Origin of the sequence: Pantoea sp. GM01, assembly GCF_000282675.1 — a bacterium.
GTDB lineage: Bacteria > Pseudomonadota > Gammaproteobacteria > Enterobacterales > Enterobacteriaceae > Pantoea > Pantoea nemavictus.
Window position 1 is genome coordinate 1 of sequence record NZ_AKIU01000084.1, and the last position, 20,380, is coordinate 20,380.

Below are 20,380 nucleotides of genomic sequence, written 5' to 3' on the forward strand. Positions count from 1 at the left end.
CCCCCCCCCCCGCCGTACCGGCTGCGCCGACTGCCCCAACAGGTTCCACTGCGACACCGGCTGCGCCGGCGGCTGCGACGGCACCTGCGGCAGCGGCGACGCCCGCGGTGAGCGTGGTGACACCAGACCAACCCTCACAGCCGAGGTGATCCCGTGAGCATGGACATCAGCGATTTTTACCAGACGTTTTTCGATGAAGCCGATGAGCTGTTAGCGGATATGGAGCAACACCTGTTGGGACTCGATCCCCAGGAGCCCGATTCCGAGCAGTTGAATGCCATCTTCCGCGCCGCCCACTCCATCAAGGGCGGAGCCGGTACGTTTGGCTTTACGGTTTTACAGGAAACCACCCACATCCTGGAAAACATTCTGGATGGTGCGCGCCGCGGCGAGATGCAGCTCAGCACCGATATCATCAACCTGTTTTTGGAAACCAAAGATATTATGCAAGAACAGCTCGATGCCTATAAAACGGCGCAGGAGCCCAACGCAGAAAGCTTTAAATACATCTGCGAAGCGCTGCGTCAGCTGGCACTGGAAGCGAAGGGCATCGCGCCTGAAGCGCCAAAAGTCGCCGAAGTGATTGACATCGCTGCACCGGTTGCCGCCGCAGGTCTGCGCCTGCAGCTGGTTGATCTGAAAGAGAAAGAGCCGGAGCTGATGCTGGAAGAGCTCGGCAATCTCGGCACGGTCAGCAACGTGGTAAAAGGCGCTAACTCGCTTGAAGTGACCATCGATGGCGTCGGCAAAGATGACATCGTCGCCGTGCTGTGCTTTGTGCTCGATGAAGCGCAGATCCACTTCCCGGCAGGCGCGGCGGCCGTGGCCGAAGCGCCGGTGGTGGACGTGGTCGCTGAAGCGGTGCAAACCGCCACCGTTACCGAGATTACGCCGGCAGCGAAACGTGAACCTAAGCGTGCAGCGGCACCGGCCAAGGGCAGTGAATCCAGCAGCATCCGCGTGGCAGTGGAGAAAGTGGACCAGCTGATTAACCTGGTGGGCGAGCTGGTGATCACCCAATCGATGCTGGCGCAGCGCTCCGGCGCGCTGGATCCGGTGGCGCACGGCGACCTGCTGAACAGCATGGGCCAGCTAGAGCGTAACGCCCGCGATCTGCAAGAGTCGGTGATGTCGATTCGTATGATGCCAATGGAGTATGTCTTCAGCCGCTTCCCGCGCCTGGTGCGCGATTTGGCCAGCAAGCTGGGCAAAGAGGTGGAACTGACGCTGCTTGGCAGCTCGACCGAACTGGATAAGAGCCTGATTGAACGCATCATCGATCCGTTAACGCACCTGGTGCGTAACAGCCTCGATCACGGTATCGAAACCCCGGAAAAACGTCTGGCTGCCAGCAAAACGGCAGTCGGTAACCTGACGCTGTCCGCGGAACATCAGGGCGGCAACATCTGCATCGAAGTGATCGATGACGGTGCCGGTCTGAACCGTGAACGTATCCTGGCTAAAGCGCTGTCGTCTGGCCTGCCGGTGAGCGACAGCATGAGCGATGAAGAAGTCGGCATGCTGATCTTCGCGCCGGGCTTCTCCACCGCCGAACAGGTCACTGACGTGTCGGGCCGTGGCGTGGGCATGGATGTGGTGAAACGTAACATTCAGGAGATGGGCGGCCACGTCGAAATCTCCTCGAAGCAGGGCAAAGGCACCACTATTCGCATCCTGCTGCCGCTGACGTTGGCGATCCTCGACGGCATGTCGGTGCGCGTGGCCAACGAAGTGTTCATTCTGCCGCTCAACGCGGTGATGGAATCACTGCAGCCAACCGCTGAAGAGTTAAAACCGCTGGCCGGTGGCGAGCGCGTGCTGGAAGTGCGAGGCGAGTATCTGCCGCTGGTTGAGTTGTGGAATGTGTTTGAGGTGCAAAACGCCAAAACCGACGCCACGCAAGGCATTGTGGTGATTCTGCAAAGCGCAGGCCGTCGCTATGCGCTGCTGGTCGATCAGCTGATTGGTCAGCATCAGGTGGTAGTGAAAAACCTTGAAAGCAACTATCGCAAAGTGCCGGGGATTTCAGCCGCCACCATTCTGGGCGATGGTAGCGTGGCGCTGATTGTGGATGTCTCAGCACTGCAATCGTTGAACCGTGAAAAGCGTGTGGCCGGTGCCGCAGCGTAATAGATAACGAAAGGGTAAAAAAATGACTGACATGGCAACCGTGACCAAAATCGCTGGCGAAACCGTCGGCCAGGAGTTCTTAGTTTTCACACTGGGTGACGAAGAGTACGGCATCGACATTCTGAAAGTGCAGGAGATCCGCGGCTACGATCAGGTAACCCGCATCGCGAACACGCCAGAGTTCATCAAAGGCGTCACTAACCTGCGCGGCGTGATTGTGCCCATTATCGACCTGCGCGTGAAATTCTCGCAGCCGGATGTGGATTACAACGAGAACACCGTGGTGATCGTGCTGAATCTTGAGCAGCGCGTGGTGGGGATTGTGGTTGACGGCGTTTCTGACGTGCTGTCGCTGACTCAGGAGCAGATTCGTCCTTCACCGGAATTTGCGGTCACCATGTCTACCGAGTACCTGACCGGTCTGGGTGCGCTGGGTGAACGTATGCTGATTCTGGTCGACATCGAAAAGCTGCTGAGCAGTGAAGAGATGGCGCTAGTGGATAACCTGCGTACCGCCTAATCACATCAACGGGCCGCGCTGCTGCGGCCCGTTATCATCACGCACGTTAATTAATTTGTTGTAAATCAACAACAAAACTGCAAAAACTCTGCTTTTCTCCTCAATATTCCCCGCCGTAAGTCGATAACTGCTCTGCACGATTTTTCTTCATTTTCCAGGGCAAACTATGTTTACAAGAATCCGCGTTGTCACCAGCTTATTGCTGGTGTTGTTGGTATTTGGTTTTCTGCAATTGGCATCCGGCTCGCTGTTTTTTAAAGCGCTAAGTGATGACAAAAACAGTTTCAACGTTTCACAACTGGCGAGCAAAAACACCGCCGCCATCAACGACGCCTACATGAGCCTCAATCAGAGCCGTGTGGTGTTAACCCGCATTCAGTTGCGCATGGCGACCAGCAAGCTCAGCGGCAGTGAAGCGGATGTGGCCGGTTTATATAACGACAGCAAAGCCTTCCAGAAAGAGGCCGCTGATAACTATCAGCTGTTTAAAGCCACGCCGGATACGCCGGGGCAGGATGCCGCGCTTAACAAGCGTCTGGATGACACCTATTCTGCTTATGCCAGCGCGCTGGGCCAGATGCAGGATGCGCTGGTAGCACAAGATCTGGTGCAGGCCGCGAAAGTGCCGGTGGCGCCAAGCCAGAGCGCGTTCCTGAAAGAGTACCGCCAGTGGCGTGCCGATCAGGACCGTTTGACGGCGACCGGCGTCGCCGCCAACAGCTCTGCCTACGATCATATGATCTGGCTGCTGACTGCGGTGTTGGCGATCGTGGTGGCGGTAATTGTGCTGTGCTGGTTTGGCATGCGCAAAATCCTGATCACGCCGCTCAACCACAACATTCAGCATATTCAGCACATTGCGCAGGGCGATTTAACGCAGCACATTGCGGTTGTCGGGCGCAATGAAATGAGCCAGCTGGCGCAAAGCCTGCATGATATGCAGCAGTCGCTGGTACGCACGGTAAGTGATGTGCGTGACGGATCGGATGCCATCTTTACCGGAGCCAGTGAGATTTCGGCGGGCAATAACGATCTCTCGGCACGTACCGAAGAGCAGGCGGCCTCGCTGGAGCAGACCGCCGCCAGCATGGAACAGCTGACCGCCACCGTGAAGCAGAACGCGGAAAATGCGCGTCAGGCTTCGCAGCTGGCGCTGAGTGCCTCTGAAACCGCGCAGAAGGGCGGCGATGTGGTGCAAGGCGTGGTGCGTACCATGAGCGACATCGCCGGCAGCTCGAAGAAGATTGCTGACATCACCAGCGTCATCGACGGTATCGCCTTCCAGACCAACATTCTGGCACTCAATGCGGCGGTAGAAGCGGCGCGTGCCGGTGAACAAGGCCGTGGATTTGCGGTGGTAGCAGGCGAAGTGCGAAATCTGGCGCAGCGCAGCGCACAGGCGGCCAAAGAGATCAAAGGGCTGATTGAAGACTCCGTCAGCCGCGTTAACAGCGGCTCAGCGCTGGTGGGTACCGCCGGTGAAACCATGAGCGATATCGTCAATGCGGTCACCCGCGTGACGGATATTATGGGCGAAATTGCCTCGGCATCGGATGAGCAGAGTCGTGGTATCGACCAGGTGGGTCAGGCGGTGACGGAGATGGATCGTGTGACGCAGCAGAACGCCTCGCTGGTAGAAGAGTCTGCCGCAGCGGCGGCCTCACTGGAAGAGCAGGCCAGCCGCTTGAGCCAGTCGGTGGCGGTGTTCCGCGTACCGCGCGCGGCACAAGCGCAGCCGAAAGCCGGCGTACGTCATCCGCAGATTGCACCGCCCACCTTGAGCGCACCGCGTAAAGCGGTGATCGCCGCTGCAGGCGACAGTAATTGGGAAACGTTTTAAGTTTCGGCGTCGTCGGTCCCTCACCCCGGCCCTCTCCCGCGAGCGGGAGAGGGCGATGTTGCCATAGGTAAGCTCGATCGGTTCCCTCTCCCATTTGTGGGAGAGGGTTAGGGTGAGGGACAAACCGCACCTCACCCAATGCGCCTTTATCACTCACCCGATAAAGGCGCATTTTTTTTACTGTTAATTTTTTTACTTATAAAACACTGCAATCATGCTAAAACGCAGAGTTTTAATTTGTAAAGTCGCTTAAGCGCCCTGAAAAATTCAGAATATTGGTCGATAACGGGGATAGCCGAAACGCATTTCTGGAGATCCCATGTTAAAACGAATCAATGTAGTGACCAGTTTAATCGCCGTATTGCTGGTATTTGGTGCTTTACAGTTACTTTCGGGTGGCCTGTTCTGGTCCGCCTTGCAAAAAGATAAAGAGGCGTTTGCCGTTGCGCAGATCTCAACCAACAACGTAGGGGCGATGTCCGACGCCTGGATTGAATTAAACCAAACCCGCACGGTACTCAATCGCGCGATGTTGCGCATGCAGGGCAGCATGGCCGCGCAGGCCAACGGCGGCCAGCTGGGAGCGTTAATTGCGCAAACGGAAAAACAGCTCGATGTCGCTGCCGGCCACTATCAACGCTACTACGACTTGCCCGCCACGCCGGGCTTGCCGGAAGCGCTGCGCGATAAGCTGGAAGCGAACTATGCCGCTTTCAACAACGGGCTGAAAGCGATGCTTGAGCGCCTGAAAGCCAACGATCTGCAAGGCATGTTTGCGCAGAATATCGAAGCGAAACAGGTGGCGATGAAAGCCACCTACGAAGAGTGGCGTACTGCGCAAAGCGAACTGGCAGCAGAAGGTGTGGCGCAGAATCAGCGTGCCTTCCATACCATGATGTGGCTGCTGGCATCAGTGATGCTCGTGGTGGTTGCGGTGATTATCGGCTGCTGGTTTGGTTTACGCAGCGTGCTGATTCAGCCACTGCATCAGTTGCTGGGCCATATTCGTCACATCGCCGCGGGCGATCTCACCCAAACCATCGTGGTTGAGGGGCGAAATGAGATGAGCCAGCTGGCGGGCAGCCTGCATGAAATGCAGCAGTCGCTGGTCAGCACGGTGGGCAATGTGCGCGACGGTTCCGATGCCATTTTCACCGGTGCCAGTGAAATCGCCGCCGGTAATAACGATCTTTCGGCGCGTACCGAAGAGCAAGCCGCGTCACTGGAACAGACCGCAGCCAGCATGGAGCAGTTAACCGCTACCGTGAAACAGAACGCCGAAAACGCCCGTCAGGCCTCGCAACTGGCGCTCAGCGCATCCGATACCGCGCGCAAAGGCGGTGAAGTGGTCGATGGCGTGGTGCGTACCATGCAGGATATTGCCGGTAGCTCGAAGAAGATCGCCGACATTATCAGCGTCATTGATGGAATTGCCTTCCAGACCAACATCCTGGCACTCAACGCTGCGGTGGAAGCGGCTCGTGCCGGTGAGCAGGGGCGTGGTTTTGCCGTAGTGGCAGGCGAGGTGCGCAACCTGGCACAGCGCAGTGCGCAGGCGGCGAAAGAGATCAAAGGCTTGATTGAAGACTCGGTGAATCGCGTCAACAACGGCTCGCAGCTGGTGGGGACCGCCGGTGAAACCATGAATGATATCGTCGGCGCCGTCACACGCGTCACCGATATCATGGGCGAGATCGCGTCGGCATCCGATGAACAGAGCCGCGGTATCGATCAGGTGGGACAAGCGGTGACCGAGATGGATCGCGTCACGCAGCAGAACGCCTCGCTGGTGGAGGAGTCCGCCGCCGCCGCCGCGTCACTGGAAGAGCAGGCCAGTCGCCTGAGCCAGTCGGTATCGGTATTCCGCATTCCGCGTGCCGCTCAGGTGCCACCCGCTAAAGCCACTCTCGCCCGTCAGATCGCCAGCGCACCGCGCAAAGCAGCGGCGGCGGTGAGTGAGGGTAACTGGGAGACGTTTTAAGTTTCGGCGTCGCTGCCCCTCACCCCGGCCCTCTCCCGCAAGCGGGAGAGGGAGACGCTGCCATATGTTAGCGCGATCGGTTCCCTCTCCCACTTGTGGGAGAGGGTTAGGGTGAGGGACAGCGAGCACATCCCCTATTTATCCTTACTCCTCCTTAATTCCCGCTGGTCCAACCCCTGCGAACACACATAAAGATCCCCTCGCGCACGCCGATAACAGGAGCGATCCGCCAACCAATGAGGTGTTTATGTTTAGTCGTATTCGTGTTGTTTCCGGCTTGCTGTGCGTGCTGGCGCTGTTTGCCTTACTGCAGCTGTTTTCCGGGGGAGTGTTCTATTCCACGGTGAAAGCCGATAAAGATAATTTTGCCTACAACCAGCGTCTCAGCACGCTGCAACGGGCGATGGGCACCTCATGGGTATCGCTGGTTCAGGCGCGTAACACGCTGAACCGTGCGGGGATCCGTTACCTGCTGGATAGTCAGCAGGCGGGCTCGGGAGCGACCGTGAAAGATCTGGTGGCGCTGGCGAGTGAGGAGTTGAAGAACGCTGATGCAGGTTTCGCCGAATTTAACGCCAATCTGTCTGAAAAGGGCAAAACGGCGGAAAACGTGCTGACGCTGCAGGCCAACTACAACGCCTATCGGGGGGCATTGGGTGAGTTGATTGATTTCCTCGGTAGCGGAAATTTCAAAGGATTTGTCGATCAACCGACGCAGGGATTCCAGGATAAGTTTGCCAAAGATTACAACGCCTGGCTGGGCTACAACATCGAGCTGGCGAGTAAGGGTGTGGAGGCCAATGAAGCGGCCTATACCCAATCAATCATGCTGGTGGTCGGCACGCTGCTGGTGACCTTGCTGGTGATTGCATTGGTGTGGAGCGGCATGCGTTCGGTGCTGATCCGTCCGCTGAAGCAGAGCATTGAGCATATCCGCCACATCGCGCGGGGTGATTTAACCCAGCAGGTGGAGATCAACGTGCGCAATGAGATGGGCGAACTGCTCACGTCACTGCAGGAGATGCAGCAAGCGCTGGCGCGTACGGTGCGTACCGTGCGTGATGGTTCTGATGCCATCTACACCGGTGCCAGCGAAATCGCTATGGGCAACAACGATCTCTCTTCGCGTACCGAGCAGCAAGCGGCTTCGCTGGAAGAGACCGCCGCCAGCATGGAGCAGCTCACCGCCACCGTGAAGCAGAACGCCGAGAATGCCCGCCAGGCCTCACAGCTGGCGTTGACGGCGTCTGAAACCGCGCAACAGGGCGGCAAAGTGGTGGATGGCGTAGTCACCACCATGAAAGAGATTACCGGTAGCTCGAAGAAAATCGCTGACATCATCAGCGTGATCGACGGTATCGCCTTCCAGACCAACATCCTCGCACTGAACGCCGCAGTAGAAGCCGCGCGCGCCGGTGAGCAGGGCCGTGGTTTTGCCGTGGTAGCCGGTGAGGTGCGCAGTCTGGCACAGCGCAGTGCCCAGGCGGCGAAAGAGATTAAAGGATTGATCGAAGATTCGGTCAGCCGCGTCAACACCGGTTCCGTGCTGGTGGAGAGCGCCGGGGAAACCATGACCAACATCGTCAATGCGGTGACGCGCGTTACCGACATCATGGGCGAAATCGCCTCGGCGTCGGACGAGCAGAGCCGAGGTATCGATCAGGTCGGTCTGGCGGTGAACGAGATGGATCGCGTGACTCAGCAGAACGCCGCGCTGGTTGAAGAGTCGGCGACTGCGGCAGCGGCGCTGGAAGATCAGGCCAGCCGACTGAAACAGTCGGTTGCGGTGTTCAATATTGGTAAAGAATTTGTCGTTCAGGCCGTTAACGTATCTACAGCGGCAAAAAATTTGCGTTCGGGAGCGCCAAAAGCCTTGGCACAACCGGCAGGCGCACGTAGCACAGACGATAACTGGGAAACCTTTTAATCCTTGTGGCCGCCGCAAGGCGGCCCATAAGCATGGCGCGACTGGCAGCACAGTAGCAACCGCAGTATCACAATTTAAACAGTTTGTTGCCGGGTGACCTGAAATGAAGAAATCGACGTTATTAGATCAAAGTGAAGCGACCACGCTGCTCTCGCAAATGGTGCAGCGCTTGCCGCTCTCAGATACTCATTTTCGTCGTATCAGCCAGCTGATTTATCAGCGAGCGGGCATTGTGCTGGCCGACCATAAGCGCGAGATGGTTTACAACCGTTTAGTGCGTCGTCTGCGCATGCTGAATATTGATGACTTTGGCCGCTATCTGGCGCTGCTGGAGCAGGACCAGAACAGTGCCGAGTGGCAGGCGTTTATTAACGCGTTGACCACCAACCTGACCTCTTTCTTCCGCGAGGCGCATCACTTTCCGATCCTCGCGGATCATGCGCGTAAGCGCACGGGTAATTACAGCGTCTGGAGCACCGCCGCCTCAACCGGCGAAGAGCCGTACTCCATCGCCATGACGCTGGCAGAAACGCTGGGCACCGGCCCGGGTAAGTTCCAGGTGCACGCCAGCGATATTGATACGCAGGTGCTTGAGAAAGCCGTGGCAGGCGTCTATCGCCAGGAAGAGCTGCGCACCTTGTCGCAGTCACAGCTGCAGCGCTTTTTCCTGCGCGGCACTGGCCCGCACGAAGGCATGGTGCGGGTGCGTTCTGACCTCGCCAACATGGTGAACTATTCGCAACTGAATTTACTGGCCAACGACTGGGCGTTGCCGGGTCCGTTCGACGCGATTTTTTGTCGCAACGTGATGATCTATTTCGATAAAGAGACGCAGGAACAGATTCTGCGCCGTTTCGTGCCCCTGCTGAAGCCCGGCGGCCTGCTGTTTGCCGGACACTCAGAGAACTTTAGTCAGATCAGCAAAGAGTTCTGGCTGCGTGGACAGACAGTCTATGGACTGAGCAAGGAAAGACGATGAGCAAAATCACCGTGATGTGCGTGGATGACTCTGCGCTAATGCGACAGTTGATGACGGAAATCATCAACAGCCATCCCGATATGGAGATGGTCGCGAGTGCGCCAGATCCGCTGGTGGCGCGGGATTTAATCAAACAGTACAACCCGCAGGTGTTGACGCTGGATGTGGAAATGCCGCGCATGGATGGCCTCGATTTCCTCGAGAAACTGATGCGCCTGCGTCCAATGCCGGTGGTGATGGTGTCATCGCTGACCGGTAAAGGATCCGAAGTGACGCTGCGCGCGCTGGAGCTGGGCGCGGTGGATTTTGTCACCAAGCCGCAGCTCGGCATACGTGAGGGCATGCTGGCCTATAGCCAGATGATTGCCGACAAGATTCGCGCCGCAGCGCGCGCCAAACTGCATGCGCGTGCGGCCACGCCGATGCCGGTAACCTTGAAAGCCGGTCCGCTGTTAAGTAGTGAAAAGCTGATAGCCATTGGCTCATCCACCGGCGGCACCGAAGCGATTCGCCATGTGCTGCAGCCGCTGCCGGCCACCAGTCCGGCGCTGCTGATTACGCAACATATGCCGCCAGGCTTTACCCGCTCGTTTGCCGAGCGACTGAACAAGCTGTGCCAGATCACCGTAAAAGAGGCGGAAGACGGCGAGCGAATTCTGCCGGGCCATGCCTATATCGCGCCGGGCGCGATGCACATGGAGTTGGCGCGTAGCGGGGCGAACTACGTAGTGAAACTAAATGACGGTCCGCCGGTGAATCGACACAAGCCATCGGTTGATGTGCTGTTCCGTTCGGTGGCGGTCCATGCAGGACGAAATGCGGTGGGTGTGATCCTGACCGGGATGGGGAACGACGGCGCCGCCGGGATGCTGGAAATGCATCGCGCGGGCGCCTGGACCATCGCGCAGGATGAAGCCAGCTGTGTGGTATTTGGCATGCCGCGCGAAGCGATTGCGATGGGCGGCACCAGTGAAGTGGTCGATTTGGGCCACATCAGTCAGCACATGCTGGCGAAAATTAGCGCCGGACAGGCATTGCGAATTTAACGAGCCCGTCCTGCTGGACGAGACAACACAGGAGTAGATATGGCTGATAAAAATATGCGCTTTTTAGTGGTGGATGACTTCAATACGATGCGTCGTATCGTCCGTAACCTGCTGAAAGAGCTGGGATTCAATAACGTCGAAGAGGCAGAAGACGGCGTTGATGCGCTGACTAAACTGCGTGCGGGCGGCTTTGATTTCGTGGTGTCGGACTGGAACATGCCCAACATGGACGGTCTGGAACTGCTGCAGACCATTCGTGCCGATGCGGCGCTGAGTAAACTGCCGGTGCTGATGGTCACGGCGGAAGCGAAGAAAGAAAACATCATCGCGGCCGCGCAGGCGGGTGCCAGCGGCTACGTAGTGAAACCGTTCACTGCTGCCACGCTGGAAGAGAAGTTAGGCAAAATATTCGAAAAACTGGGTATGTAAGGAGATGTGATGAGCGACCTTCCGAAATCAACCGAAGAAGCCTCGGCACACGACATTATTACCCGCATCGGCTCACTGACGCGCATGCTGCGTGACAGTTTGCGTGAGCTGGGGTTAGACCAGGCGATTGCTGAAGCGGCGGAAGCGATTCCTGACGCGCGCGATCGTTTGGATTATGTTGTGCAAATGACGGCGCAAGCGGCTGAACGTGCGTTGAACTGCGTTGAAGCAGCGCAGCCACACCAGGACCAAATGGAAGCCAACGCCAACCAGCTGAAAGGCCGCTGGGACGCATGGTTTGAAAATCCGATTGAACTGACAGATGCGCGCGAGTTGGTTTCGGATACGCGCCAGTTCCTGACTGACGTTCCGGGACACACGTCGTACACCAATAAGCAGTTGCTCGAAATCATGATGGCGCAGGATTTCCAGGACCTTACTGGTCAGGTGATCAAGCGCATGATGGATGTGATCCAGGAGATCGAGCGTCAGTTGCTGATGGTGCTGCTGGAGAATATGCCAGAAGCGAACGCGGCAGCCCGTAAGGATGCGACCAGCCTGTTAAATGGTCCGCAGATCCATGCCAATGCACCGGGCGTGGTGGCGAACCAGGATCAGGTTGATGACCTGCTGGATAGTTTAGGGTTTTAAGTACGCTGGCCCTCACCCTAACCCTCTCCCACAGGTGGGAGAGGGAACCGATCGAGCCTGCATGTTTGAGAGTAATTCGACTGAGCCTGCATGTGGCAGCGTCTCCCTCTCCCGCTTGCGGGTGAGGGACAACGCGCACGGCACCCATCCGTGCCAAACCTCACACAGCACGCCTGTGCGCCACCAACACCTGCACCCCCAACGCCTCAAACGCCGCGACCTGCGCCGGTGAAATCCCGCTATCGGTAATCAGATAGTGAATATGGCTCCAGTCGCACGGCAGGGCGAACATCGACACCTTATCAATCTTGCTGGAATCCGCTACCACGTAAACGGTGCTGGCCGATTTGATCATCGCCATCTTCACTTTGATATCGGTCTCGCTGGGAAAGCTCAGCCCCAAACGCGGCGAAATACAGGCGGTGGCGAGAAACAGCTTCTCCGCCAATACGTTTTCGAAAAAAGATGCCGCTTTTTCACCCGAGGTCGATAGCGTCGGGAACTTGAAGGTGCCGCCGGTCAGCAAAATATTAATCCCCGGTTCGCCGCCCAGCTTTAGCGCAATATTAACGGCAGTGGTAATCACTGACAGACGACGAATATGACTGATCGCCTCGGCGATTGCCGTGGTAGTAGTGCCGGAATCGAAAATCACCGTATCGCCATTCTCCACATGCTGCGCGGCAAGGCGTCCAATCGCCTGTTTTTCGTCGAGATGCGTCTGGCGCTCCAGCAGCATTGCACCGCTATTTTGCTTACCGGTCATCAGCGTGGCGCCGCCGTGATAACGCTGCACATGACCCTCTTGCTGCAACATGCGCAGGTCGGTGCGGATGGTGGCTTCGGTCAGGCCAAAGGTATCGGTTAACGCTTTTACCGTGACGGTGCCGTCTTCGCGGATCATCTCCAGAATCTTCTCACGGCGAAGCTGCATATCAGCCAGCTGCTCAGTTTTGCTTTTCAATCGAAACGCTCCCTCTTTCCAATCACGGTCTGGTTTCGCCAATAAGGAAACCCGAGCTGATTTTACTCTGCGTTTTTGATATTTGCGAGGCAGCTCGCAAGCTCATTGGTTTTCGAATGAAAATTAATGTTTGCTATGCGATTGATTTTGCACAAAGCCACTAGTAGCTCTCTCCATGCCTGGAAATATGAAATGTAAGCATTATCAATGAAATCATAGTGATGTATTTTATTGCTGCGATTTGTATGAAATTTGATCTGCCCCACAAACCATTATTAATCGATAGCTTATATTTTTGTTCGAAAACCAATGTTGCCAAAACGATAACCCGGCCAGCGATAATCATCGCCGCAGCGTAATGATGAAAGGAGTAAGTGGATGAGTGGGGAATATGACGTCAACCTGCGCTACGGCGTGAACATTGAGCAGGACTTAAGCGGCAAAGTGGCGGTGGTCACCGGCGGTCTGGGCGGTATTGCCATGGCCAGTAACGCCATGCTGCTGGAGAAAGGGGCGCGGCTGGCGCTGCTCTATCCTCCATTCGAACGTGACAAAGTGGCTGATGTGCAGACGCAGTTCGCCGCCGATCGCGTGCTGCTGGTGTGCTGCGATGTCACCGATCCCGGCTCGGTGGATGCTGCCTTCAACCAGGTCGAACAGCATTATGGTCAGATTGATATCCTGGTGAACTGCGCCGGCTACGTGATGTTACAAGCGGTACTGGAGACCGATTTCGCCGAGTGGCAGAAACAGATCGCCGTGAATCTTACCGGCCCCTTTCTCTGCTCGCAGGCTGCCGGTAAACGCATGGTGCGTGCCGGTAACGGCGGCAAAATTATCAATATCGCCTCGCAGGCCGCCTCTATCGCCATCGATAACCACGTGGCTTACACCTCGGCCAAAGCGGGTCTGCTGGGCATGACCAAGGTGATGGCCAAAGAGTTTGCGCCGCATCGCATCAACGTGAATACCCTGTCGCCCACCGTAGTGCTGACGCCGATGGGGGAAAAAGCCTGGCGCGGAGAGAAGGGTGAAGAGATGAAAAAACTGATCCCACTCGGGCGCTTTGCCTATACCGACGAAATCGCCGCCGCGGTGCTGTTCTTCGCCAGTAACGGCAGCGACATGATCACCGGCGCAGATTTGATGATCGACGGTGGCTTTACCATCTGGTAAGGCCACGCCAACACCAGAACGGCTGACCCTGCACCTACAACAAAGAGAAAATCACCATGAAAAAACCCATCCTGCTGTTGACTGCTATTGCCAGTTGTCTGATCGCGCACGCCAGTTTGGCTGCCGAAAAAGGCACCATCATGATTCTGGTGAACTCACTGGATAACCCGTATTACGCCTCCGAAGCCAAAGGGGCCAACCTCAAAGCGCAGGAACTCGGCTACAAAACCAGCGTGCTGTCGCATGGCGAAGATGTGAAGAAGCAAAGTGAACTGATTGATGCCGCGATTGGCAAGAAAGTACAGGGCATCGTGCTGGATAACGCGGACTCCACCGCCAGCGTCGCCGCCATCAAAAAAGCCAAAGATGCCGGCATTCCGGTGGTACTGATCAACCGCGAGATCCCGGTGGATGACGTGGCGCTGGCGCAAATCACCCACAACAACTTCCAGGCCGGTTCCGATGTGGCCAACGTGTTTGTCGAGAAGATGGGCGAAAAGGGCAGCTACGCCGAACTCACCTGTAATCTCGCCGATAACAACTGCGTCACGCGTTCCAAATCCTTCCACCAGGTGCTCGATCAATATTCCGACATGAAAAGCGTCGCGCGTCAGGATGCCAAAGGCACGCTGATTGATGGTAAACGCATCATGGACAGCATCCTGCAGGCGCATCCGGATGTGAAAGGGGTGATCTGCGGCAACGGCCCGGTAGCGCTGGGGGCAATTGCCGCGCTGAAAGCGGCGGGTCGTAACGATGTCATCGTGGTCGGTATTGACGGCAGTAATGATGAGCGCGATGCGGTCGAGAAAGGCGATCTGAAAGCCACGGTGATGTTGCAGGCGCAAGCTATTGCCGCACAGGGCGTAACCGACCTCGACAACTTTATTCAGAAAGGCACTAAACCTGAGAAGCAGCGCGTGATGTTCCGCGGCATTCTCATCACCCCAGATAACGCGAAAGGCGTGCAGGACTTTAACTTCAAGTCGTAATCAACGCGGTGCGCCCGTTCATCGGGCGCTCAGGAGAATGTGATGCACAGACGACTCTGGTTACTGCTACCTGTCGTGATCCTTAGCGGTTGCCGCATTGTGTCGCAGCAGGAGCTGGCCGACCTGAAAAATCCCCCTAATGCCAACATGGCCAACATCGCGCAGATGTGGCAGCAGAAGCTGGTGCCGCAGGTCGCTCATGAAGCCAGGCCGCTGGCAGAACTGATGAAGTCGCTGCAGTCGGCCAAAGATTTCGACAGTGCCTGTAAAAGCTACGGCTATCGCAGCCAGGATGAGAATCCCTGTGTATTTAGCGTCAGCCTGAGCGGAGAAGTGACGGCGCTGAATACCACCTCGCGCAGCGGCAAAATGACGGTGAAAGAGGTCTCGGGTGCCAGCGTCACGGTGCAAACCGGGCCGATTATTCGCGGCACCGCGCTGCGTGACGTTTATAAAGGCGCCAGCTATCAGGATTTCAACGATCAGGTGCTGTTTGGCGATTTCAATCGCGCTATCAATCAGCAGGCATCCGACATGATGCAGACGTTTAAGCCGAAAGTGGGCGACAAAGTGGCGATCGTCGGGGTGTTCAGCAGCTGGGATATTCCACAGCAGGCGCCTGACATTACACCGGCGCAAATCACCCGGCAATAAGGAGGGGCTATGTCGCAAATTCCGCCCGACGGGCCGCTGGATGTGATTATCGAGACGCGTAATGTGTCGCGACTCTATCCCGGCGTCACCGCGCTGGACCAGGTCAATTACCGCGTCTACCGCAACAAAGTCAACGTGCTGATTGGCGAAAACGGTGCGGGTAAATCCACCATGATGAAAATGCTGGCGGGCGTAGAGATCCCGTCCTCCGGCGACATTCTGCTGGACGGCGAGGTGGTATCGCTCAACTCCACGCATCAGGCAGAGAAACAGGGCATCAGCATTATCTTTCAGGAGCTAAACCTGTTTCCCAATATGAATGTGATGGACAACATTTTCATGGCCAATGAGTTTTTCCAGCGTGGCGTCATCAATGAGAAGTACCAGTATGAGCTGGCCAAAGCGCTGCTGCAGCGGCTGGAGCTGGATGTCGATCCCTATGCGCCACTGGCTGAGCTGGGTATCGGCCATCAGCAGCTGGTGGAGATTGCGCGGGCGCTGTCCAAAGACACGCGCGTCCTGATTATGGATGAACCGACCAGCGCACTCAGCCAGTCTGAGGTGAAAGTGCTGTTTAACGTGATTGAGCAGCTCAAGCGGCGCGGCGTCACCATCATCTATATCTCGCACCGGCTGGAAGAGCTGATGGAAATTGGCGATCACATCACCATCTTCCGCGACGGACGCTTTATCAGCGAGCGTGAGGTGCGTGATGCTTCCATTCCCTGGATCATCGAGCAGATGGTGGGCGATAAGAAAAAGCATTTCGACTACCAACCGGCGGCGCAGGGTGCCACCGTCCTCAAGGTCAATGGGCTGACCGCGCTGCATCAAAACGGTGGCTACAAGCTTAATGATGTCTCTTTTTCCCTGCGCAAAGGTGAGGTGATTGGCATCTACGGTTTGCTGGGCGCCGGGCGCACCGAGTTGTTTAAAGGGCTGATTGGCATGATGCATTGTCAATCGGGCAGCGTCAGCCTCAACGGGGAAGCGCTGGAGAAGCGCAGCTTTCAGCAGCGATTGAAAAAAGGGATTGCGCTGGTGCCGGAAGATCGCCAAACCGAAGGCGTGGTGCAGCTGATGTCGATCACCGCCAACATGACGCTCAGCGATCTCAGCCTGCGCGGGTTCCGCCGTGCGTGGCAGAGGCTCAATCCGCATAAAGAGCAGCGTCGCGTGGATGAAATGATTGGTCATCTGGCGATCAAAGTCAGCGATCCGGAGCTGCCGATCACGTCACTCAGCGGCGGTAATCAGCAAAAAGTGGTGTTGGGAAAAGCGCTGATGACCGGTCCACAAGTGGTGCTGCTCGATGAGCCTACGCGCGGCATCGACGTTGGGGCAAAAACGGATGTCTATCACCTGATTGGTCATCTGGCACAGCAGGGGCTGGCCGTGATGTTCTCATCTTCGGAACTGGATGAAGTGATGGCGCTGGCGGACCGCATTCTGGTGATGGCCGATGGCCGCATTACCGCTGATTTACCGCGCGCGGCGGCCACGCGTGAAGCCTTGATTAGCGCCTCTACGCCACATGACTGAGCCCGCTGGAGAGTGAAACGATGAATCAAAAATACCTGATCTACATGTACCTGTTGAAGGCGCGCACCTTTATTGCGTTATTAATCGTGGTGAGCTTCTTCAGCTTGATGGTGCCTAACTTTCTCACGACCTCAAACCTGCTGATCATGACGCAGCATGTGGCGATCACCGGGTTGCTGGCGATTGGTATGACGCTGGTGATTCTTACCGGCGGCATTGATCTTTCAGTGGGCGCGGTAGCGGGTATTTGCGGCATGGTGGCGGGTGCACTGCTCACCAATGGCGTACCGCTATGGGGCGGCAATGTGCTGTTTTTTAATGTGCCCGAAGTAATTCTGGTGGTGGCGCTGTTCGGCGTTGCGCTGGGACTGATTAATGGTGCGGTGGTGACACGACTTGGCGTGGCGCCCTTTATCTGTACGCTCGGCATGATGTACATCGCGCGCGGTGCGGCGCTGCTGTTCAACGATGGCAGCACTTACGCCAACCTCGTCGGCACACCGGCGTTGGGCAATACCGGCTTTGCCTTGCTTGGTTCGGGTTCGGTGCTGGGCGTGTATATCCCGATTTGGCTGATGCTGGGTTTTCTGCTGCTGGGCTTATACCTGACGCGTAAAACGCCGCTCGGTCGTTATATCTACGCCACCGGCGGCAACGAATCGGCGGCGCGGCTGGCCGGCGTGCCAATCATCAAAGTTAAAGTGTTTGTCTATGCCTTTTCCGGCTTGTGTGCCGCGCTGGTAGGCTTGATCGTGGCGTCGCAGCTGCAAACCGCCCACCCGATGACCGGCAACATGTTCGAGATGGACGCTATCGGTGCCACGGTATTAGGCGGCACGGCGCTGGCGGGCGGCCGTGGTCGGGTGTCCGGCTCTATTATCGGCGCTTTCGTCATCGTGTTCCTCGCCGATGGCATGGTGATGATGGGCGTCAGTGATTTCTGGCAGATGGTGATTAAAGGCCTGGTGATAGTTACTGCGGTGGTGATCGACCAGTTCCAGCAAAAATTACAAAGTAAGGTGGTGCTGCTGCGCAGACATGAAAAAAAGCAGCAATCGGCCGCCCTGCCTGAAGCGACACATGGATAACAGGAGGCAATATGACACGCGATTTTAGTGGTAAGACGGTGGTGATTACCGGAGCATGCCGCGGCATTGGGGCGGGCATTGCGGCTCGCTTCGCCCGCGACGGTGCGAGGTTGGTGATGGTGTCAAATGCTGAACGCGTCTTTACTACCGCGCAGGCCATCGAACAGCAGTTTGGCAGTGAGATTCTGGCGCTGCAGGTGGATGTCACCAATGAGACTGAGGTACAGCAGCTCTATCAGCAGGCTGCGGAGCGTTTTGGCAGCATTGATGTGTCGATTCAAAATGCCGGGGTGATCACCATCGATCGCTTTGATTCGATGCCGAAAAGCGATTTCGATAAGATCCTGGCGGTGAATACCACCGGCGTCTGGCTGTGCTGTCGCGAAGCGGCAAAATATATGGTGAAGCAGGGCAGCGGCAGCCTGATTAACACCTCTTCAGGTCAGGGACGTCAGGGCTTTATCTATACGCCTCACTACGCCGCCAGCAAGATGGGGGTGATTGGTATTACGCAGAGCCTGGCGCTGGAGTTGGCGCCGTGGCACATCACGGTGAATGCCTTCTGTCCCGGCATTATTGAGAGTGAAATGTGGGACTATAACGATCGCGTATGGGGTGAGATTCTCAGTAGCGATAAAAAGCAGTATGGCAAAGGCGAGTTGATGGCGGAGTGGGTGGAGAACATCCCGCTGAAGCGCGCGGGTCAGCCGGAAGATGTCGCCGGTTTAGTGGCGTTTCTCGCCTCGGATGATGCGCGTTACATCACCGGGCAGACCATTAACGTGGACGGCGGGTTGATCTTTTCGTGATGTTTTCCCCAGGTGCGCATGAATGCGCACCCTACTAAACCGCGGTCGATTCGGTATTGTCTTAAACAAAACAAGACATTGCCTGCACACAGGTCAGAATGTGCTAGGGTAAACTTATGCAGTTTTGTGAGCTACCTCTAATTCTGAGTCGGGTTGATCCCTTTTTTGCTATGTTGCCTACTTTGTTTTCGCCTAAATCCTTGCGGTATGTCTCCGGTATTTCCGCACTCGCCGTCGCTGCGCCAGCGCTGGCGTTGATCTCTGATACTAAACTCTCCGATGCGCCGTTTAGCGATCCCGCACGTTTCCAGAAAATGGCCGATCAGTTACCGGCATTGGGTTATCAGGACGAGACCGAGACGTTTAACAAAAAGCTGGCGACCATTGCGAAAAGCATCGGTGAAGCCAGTCAGAATAGCACCGACGAAAATTCGTTAGGTCAGCAGGCGGGTCTTTGGGCCTTCAATCATTTCCGCGATGAAGTGGGGAATCGACTGGTTAATGAAGGCCAGTCGCTGCTTTCACCGTACGGCAACGCACAGATCGACTTCAACGTGGATATCGACGGTAACTTTAACGGCAGCGGTGCCTCGCTGTTGACGCCGTGGGCGGATAACTACCGCTATCTGACCTTTAGTCAGGTGGGGTTTCATCAAACCGATGATGGGCTGGTGGGCAATTTTGGCCTTGGTCAGCGCTGGGTGACGGGTAAATGGCTGCTGGGCTATAACGGCTTTGTTGATCGTATGTTCAGTAGCGGACAGCAACGCGCTTCGCTCGGTACCGAAGCCTGGGGCGATTACCTGCGTTTTTCCGCCAATTATTACACGCCGTTATCTGGCTGGCAGGATCGCGATCCGTTCCAGCAGCAACGCCTGGCGCGCGGCTATGATTTCACTACGCAAGGCTATCTGCCGCAGTATCGCCAACTGGGTGCTTCGGTAAGCTGGCAGCAATATCTCGGCGATAACGTTGATCTGTTTAGCTCGGGCAATCGCTACCACAATCCGTCGGCGCTGACCTTTGGCGTGACCTATACGCCAGTGCCGCTGGTGACGCTGTCGGCCAGTCATAAAACCAGCGATAGCGGAGAGAGCCAGGATCAGCTGGGTCTGCGCCTCAACTATCGCTTCGGCGTAGCGCTCAGCCAGCAGTTAAGTCCGGACAACGTGGCGGCGGCGCACTCGCTGCGCGGCAGTCGCTACGATAACGTGACGCGCACCAATACGCCGGTGCTGGAATTCCGCCAGCGTAAGACGCTGTCGGTATTCCTCGCAACGCCGCCGTGGCAGTTGAAGGGTGGGGAAAGCTTGCCGCTGAAACTGCAGATTCGCAGTACTAATCCGATCGCCAAAGTGATGTGGCAGGGTGATACCCAGGCGCTGAGCCTGACGCCAGGTGCCAACCCGAACGATCCACAAGGCTGGAGTGTTATCTTGCCGGCCTGGGACAGTTCACCCGGTGCTCGCAACAGTTATCGCTTGTCGGTGCAGTTAGAAGACAGTAAGCAGAATCATGTGACTTCGAATGAGATTGTTCTGCAGCTGCAACCGCCGTTCTCGCTGGATCAGGGTGATGACGAGCGTTTCAATTTGATGGCGCCGTAAGCGCAATAAAAAGGGCAGCTTACGCTGCCCTTTGCTCATCTTCAG

General features: G+C 56.6%; 17 protein-coding genes. 16 read left to right on the plus strand and 1 reads right to left on the minus strand.

Translation table 11 applies throughout. From position 1 onward, the window contains the following. The first annotated feature begins 159 nt into the window (after positions 1–159). The 9 genes from cheA to cheZ all read left to right on the plus strand — a co-directional run bounded on the left by cheA (position 160) and on the right by cheZ (position 11,503). Positions 160–2,130 (plus strand): chemotaxis protein CheA, encoded by a 1,971-nt coding sequence (gene cheA, locus PMI17_RS21050; RefSeq protein WP_180823742.1) that lies wholly within the window; start codon positions 160–162, stop codon positions 2,128–2,130. A 22-nt stretch (positions 2,131–2,152) separates the two neighbouring features. Then, on the plus strand, positions 2,153–2,650 hold the full coding sequence (gene cheW, locus PMI17_RS21055) for a chemotaxis protein CheW (RefSeq protein WP_007892553.1): 498 nt from the start codon (positions 2,153–2,155) through the stop codon (positions 2,648–2,650). Positions 2,651–2,816: 166 nt separating this feature from the next. Then, the gene (locus PMI17_RS21060; protein ID WP_007892555.1) at positions 2,817–4,490 is read left to right on the plus strand and encodes a methyl-accepting chemotaxis protein; all 1,674 of its coding nucleotides are present in this window, start codon (positions 2,817–2,819) and stop codon (positions 4,488–4,490) included. 319 nt (positions 4,491–4,809) lie between these two features. Further along, positions 4,810–6,471: a methyl-accepting chemotaxis protein gene (locus PMI17_RS21065; protein ID WP_007892557.1), complete on the plus strand. Its 1,662-nt coding sequence runs from the start codon at positions 4,810–4,812 to the stop codon at positions 6,469–6,471. A 247-nt stretch (positions 6,472–6,718) separates the two neighbouring features. Then, on the plus strand, positions 6,719–8,398 hold the full coding sequence (locus PMI17_RS21070; protein WP_007892558.1) for a methyl-accepting chemotaxis protein: 1,680 nt from the start codon (positions 6,719–6,721) through the stop codon (positions 8,396–8,398). Between the two features lie 103 nt (positions 8,399–8,501). Next, positions 8,502–9,377: a protein-glutamate O-methyltransferase CheR gene (cheR, locus tag PMI17_RS21075; protein ID WP_007892559.1), complete on the plus strand. Its 876-nt coding sequence runs from the start codon at positions 8,502–8,504 to the stop codon at positions 9,375–9,377. Continuing rightward, positions 9,374–10,423, plus strand: coding sequence for a chemotaxis response regulator protein-glutamate methylesterase (locus tag PMI17_RS21080; protein WP_007892560.1), 1,050 nt, complete (start codon positions 9,374–9,376; stop codon positions 10,421–10,423). The genes cheR and PMI17_RS21080 overlap by 4 nt, the downstream gene beginning before the upstream one ends. Before the next feature lie 39 nt (positions 10,424–10,462). Beyond that, positions 10,463–10,852, plus strand: a complete 390-nt coding sequence (gene cheY, locus PMI17_RS21085; RefSeq protein ID WP_007892562.1) for a chemotaxis response regulator CheY — start codon at positions 10,463–10,465, stop codon at positions 10,850–10,852. A 9-nt stretch (positions 10,853–10,861) separates the two neighbouring features. After that, positions 10,862–11,503: a protein phosphatase CheZ gene (cheZ, locus tag PMI17_RS21090; protein WP_007892566.1), complete on the plus strand. Its 642-nt coding sequence runs from the start codon at positions 10,862–10,864 to the stop codon at positions 11,501–11,503. 160 nt (positions 11,504–11,663) lie between these two features. Here the strand turns inward: cheZ and PMI17_RS21095 are convergent, their stop codons facing one another. Beyond that, the gene (locus PMI17_RS21095) at positions 11,664–12,467 is read right to left on the minus strand and encodes a DeoR/GlpR family DNA-binding transcription regulator (RefSeq protein ID WP_007892568.1); all 804 of its coding nucleotides are present in this window, start codon (positions 12,465–12,467) and stop codon (positions 11,664–11,666) included. A 378-nt stretch (positions 12,468–12,845) separates the two neighbouring features. On the opposite strand from PMI17_RS21095, the gene PMI17_RS21100 reads away from it, so the two are divergent. From PMI17_RS21100 to PMI17_RS21130, 7 genes are all read left to right on the plus strand, one after another. After that, entirely contained in the window at positions 12,846–13,643 is a 798-nt protein-coding gene (locus tag PMI17_RS21100) for a GolD/DthD family dehydrogenase (protein ID WP_007892569.1), read from the plus strand. A 56-nt stretch (positions 13,644–13,699) separates the two neighbouring features. Further along, the gene (locus PMI17_RS21105; protein ID WP_007892571.1) at positions 13,700–14,635 is read left to right on the plus strand and encodes a D-ribose ABC transporter substrate-binding protein; all 936 of its coding nucleotides are present in this window, start codon (positions 13,700–13,702) and stop codon (positions 14,633–14,635) included. Positions 14,636–14,677: 42 nt separating this feature from the next. Next, on the plus strand, positions 14,678–15,289 hold the full coding sequence (locus PMI17_RS21110) for a DUF2291 family protein (protein ID WP_007892572.1): 612 nt from the start codon (positions 14,678–14,680) through the stop codon (positions 15,287–15,289). A 9-nt stretch (positions 15,290–15,298) separates the two neighbouring features. Beyond that, positions 15,299–16,831 (plus strand): sugar ABC transporter ATP-binding protein, encoded by a 1,533-nt coding sequence (locus PMI17_RS21115; RefSeq protein ID WP_007892575.1) that lies wholly within the window; start codon positions 15,299–15,301, stop codon positions 16,829–16,831. A 20-nt stretch (positions 16,832–16,851) separates the two neighbouring features. Further along, positions 16,852–17,919, plus strand: coding sequence for an ABC transporter permease (locus PMI17_RS21120; RefSeq protein ID WP_007892577.1), 1,068 nt, complete (start codon positions 16,852–16,854; stop codon positions 17,917–17,919). An 11-nt stretch (positions 17,920–17,930) separates the two neighbouring features. Next, positions 17,931–18,728: a glucose 1-dehydrogenase gene (locus PMI17_RS21125; RefSeq protein ID WP_007892580.1), complete on the plus strand. Its 798-nt coding sequence runs from the start codon at positions 17,931–17,933 to the stop codon at positions 18,726–18,728. A gap of 170 nt (positions 18,729–18,898) precedes the next feature. Continuing rightward, the gene (locus PMI17_RS21130; RefSeq protein ID WP_081496539.1) at positions 18,899–20,335 is read left to right on the plus strand and encodes a YchO/YchP family invasin; all 1,437 of its coding nucleotides are present in this window, start codon (positions 18,899–18,901) and stop codon (positions 20,333–20,335) included. The last annotated feature ends 45 nt before the right edge of the window (positions 20,336–20,380 follow it).

Coding starts and splice junctions, on each gene's coding strand:
- PMI17_RS21070 (WP_007892558.1), top strand. CDS start 6,719: ATGTTTAGTCGTATTCGTGTTGTTTCCGGCTTGCTGTGCGTGCTGGCG.
- PMI17_RS21080 (WP_007892560.1), top strand. CDS start 9,374: ATGAGCAAAATCACCGTGATGTGCGTGGATGACTCTGCGCTAATGCGA.
- PMI17_RS21125 (WP_007892580.1), top strand. CDS start 17,931: ATGACACGCGATTTTAGTGGTAAGACGGTGGTGATTACCGGAGCATGC.
- PMI17_RS21100 (WP_007892569.1), top strand. CDS start 12,846: ATGAGTGGGGAATATGACGTCAACCTGCGCTACGGCGTGAACATTGAG.
- PMI17_RS21060 (WP_007892555.1), top strand. CDS start 2,817: ATGTTTACAAGAATCCGCGTTGTCACCAGCTTATTGCTGGTGTTGTTG.
- PMI17_RS21065 (WP_007892557.1), top strand. CDS start 4,810: ATGTTAAAACGAATCAATGTAGTGACCAGTTTAATCGCCGTATTGCTG.
- cheZ (WP_007892566.1), top strand. CDS start 10,862: ATGAGCGACCTTCCGAAATCAACCGAAGAAGCCTCGGCACACGACATT.
- PMI17_RS21115 (WP_007892575.1), top strand. CDS start 15,299: ATGTCGCAAATTCCGCCCGACGGGCCGCTGGATGTGATTATCGAGACG.
- PMI17_RS21110 (WP_007892572.1), top strand. CDS start 14,678: ATGCACAGACGACTCTGGTTACTGCTACCTGTCGTGATCCTTAGCGGT.
- PMI17_RS21105 (WP_007892571.1), top strand. CDS start 13,700: ATGAAAAAACCCATCCTGCTGTTGACTGCTATTGCCAGTTGTCTGATC.
- PMI17_RS21120 (WP_007892577.1), top strand. CDS start 16,852: ATGAATCAAAAATACCTGATCTACATGTACCTGTTGAAGGCGCGCACC.
- cheY (WP_007892562.1), top strand. CDS start 10,463: ATGGCTGATAAAAATATGCGCTTTTTAGTGGTGGATGACTTCAATACG.
- PMI17_RS21130 (WP_081496539.1), top strand. CDS start 18,899: ATGTTGCCTACTTTGTTTTCGCCTAAATCCTTGCGGTATGTCTCCGGT.
- cheR (WP_007892559.1), top strand. CDS start 8,502: ATGAAGAAATCGACGTTATTAGATCAAAGTGAAGCGACCACGCTGCTC.
- cheW (WP_007892553.1), top strand. CDS start 2,153: ATGACTGACATGGCAACCGTGACCAAAATCGCTGGCGAAACCGTCGGC.
- cheA (WP_180823742.1), top strand. CDS start 160: ATGGACATCAGCGATTTTTACCAGACGTTTTTCGATGAAGCCGATGAG.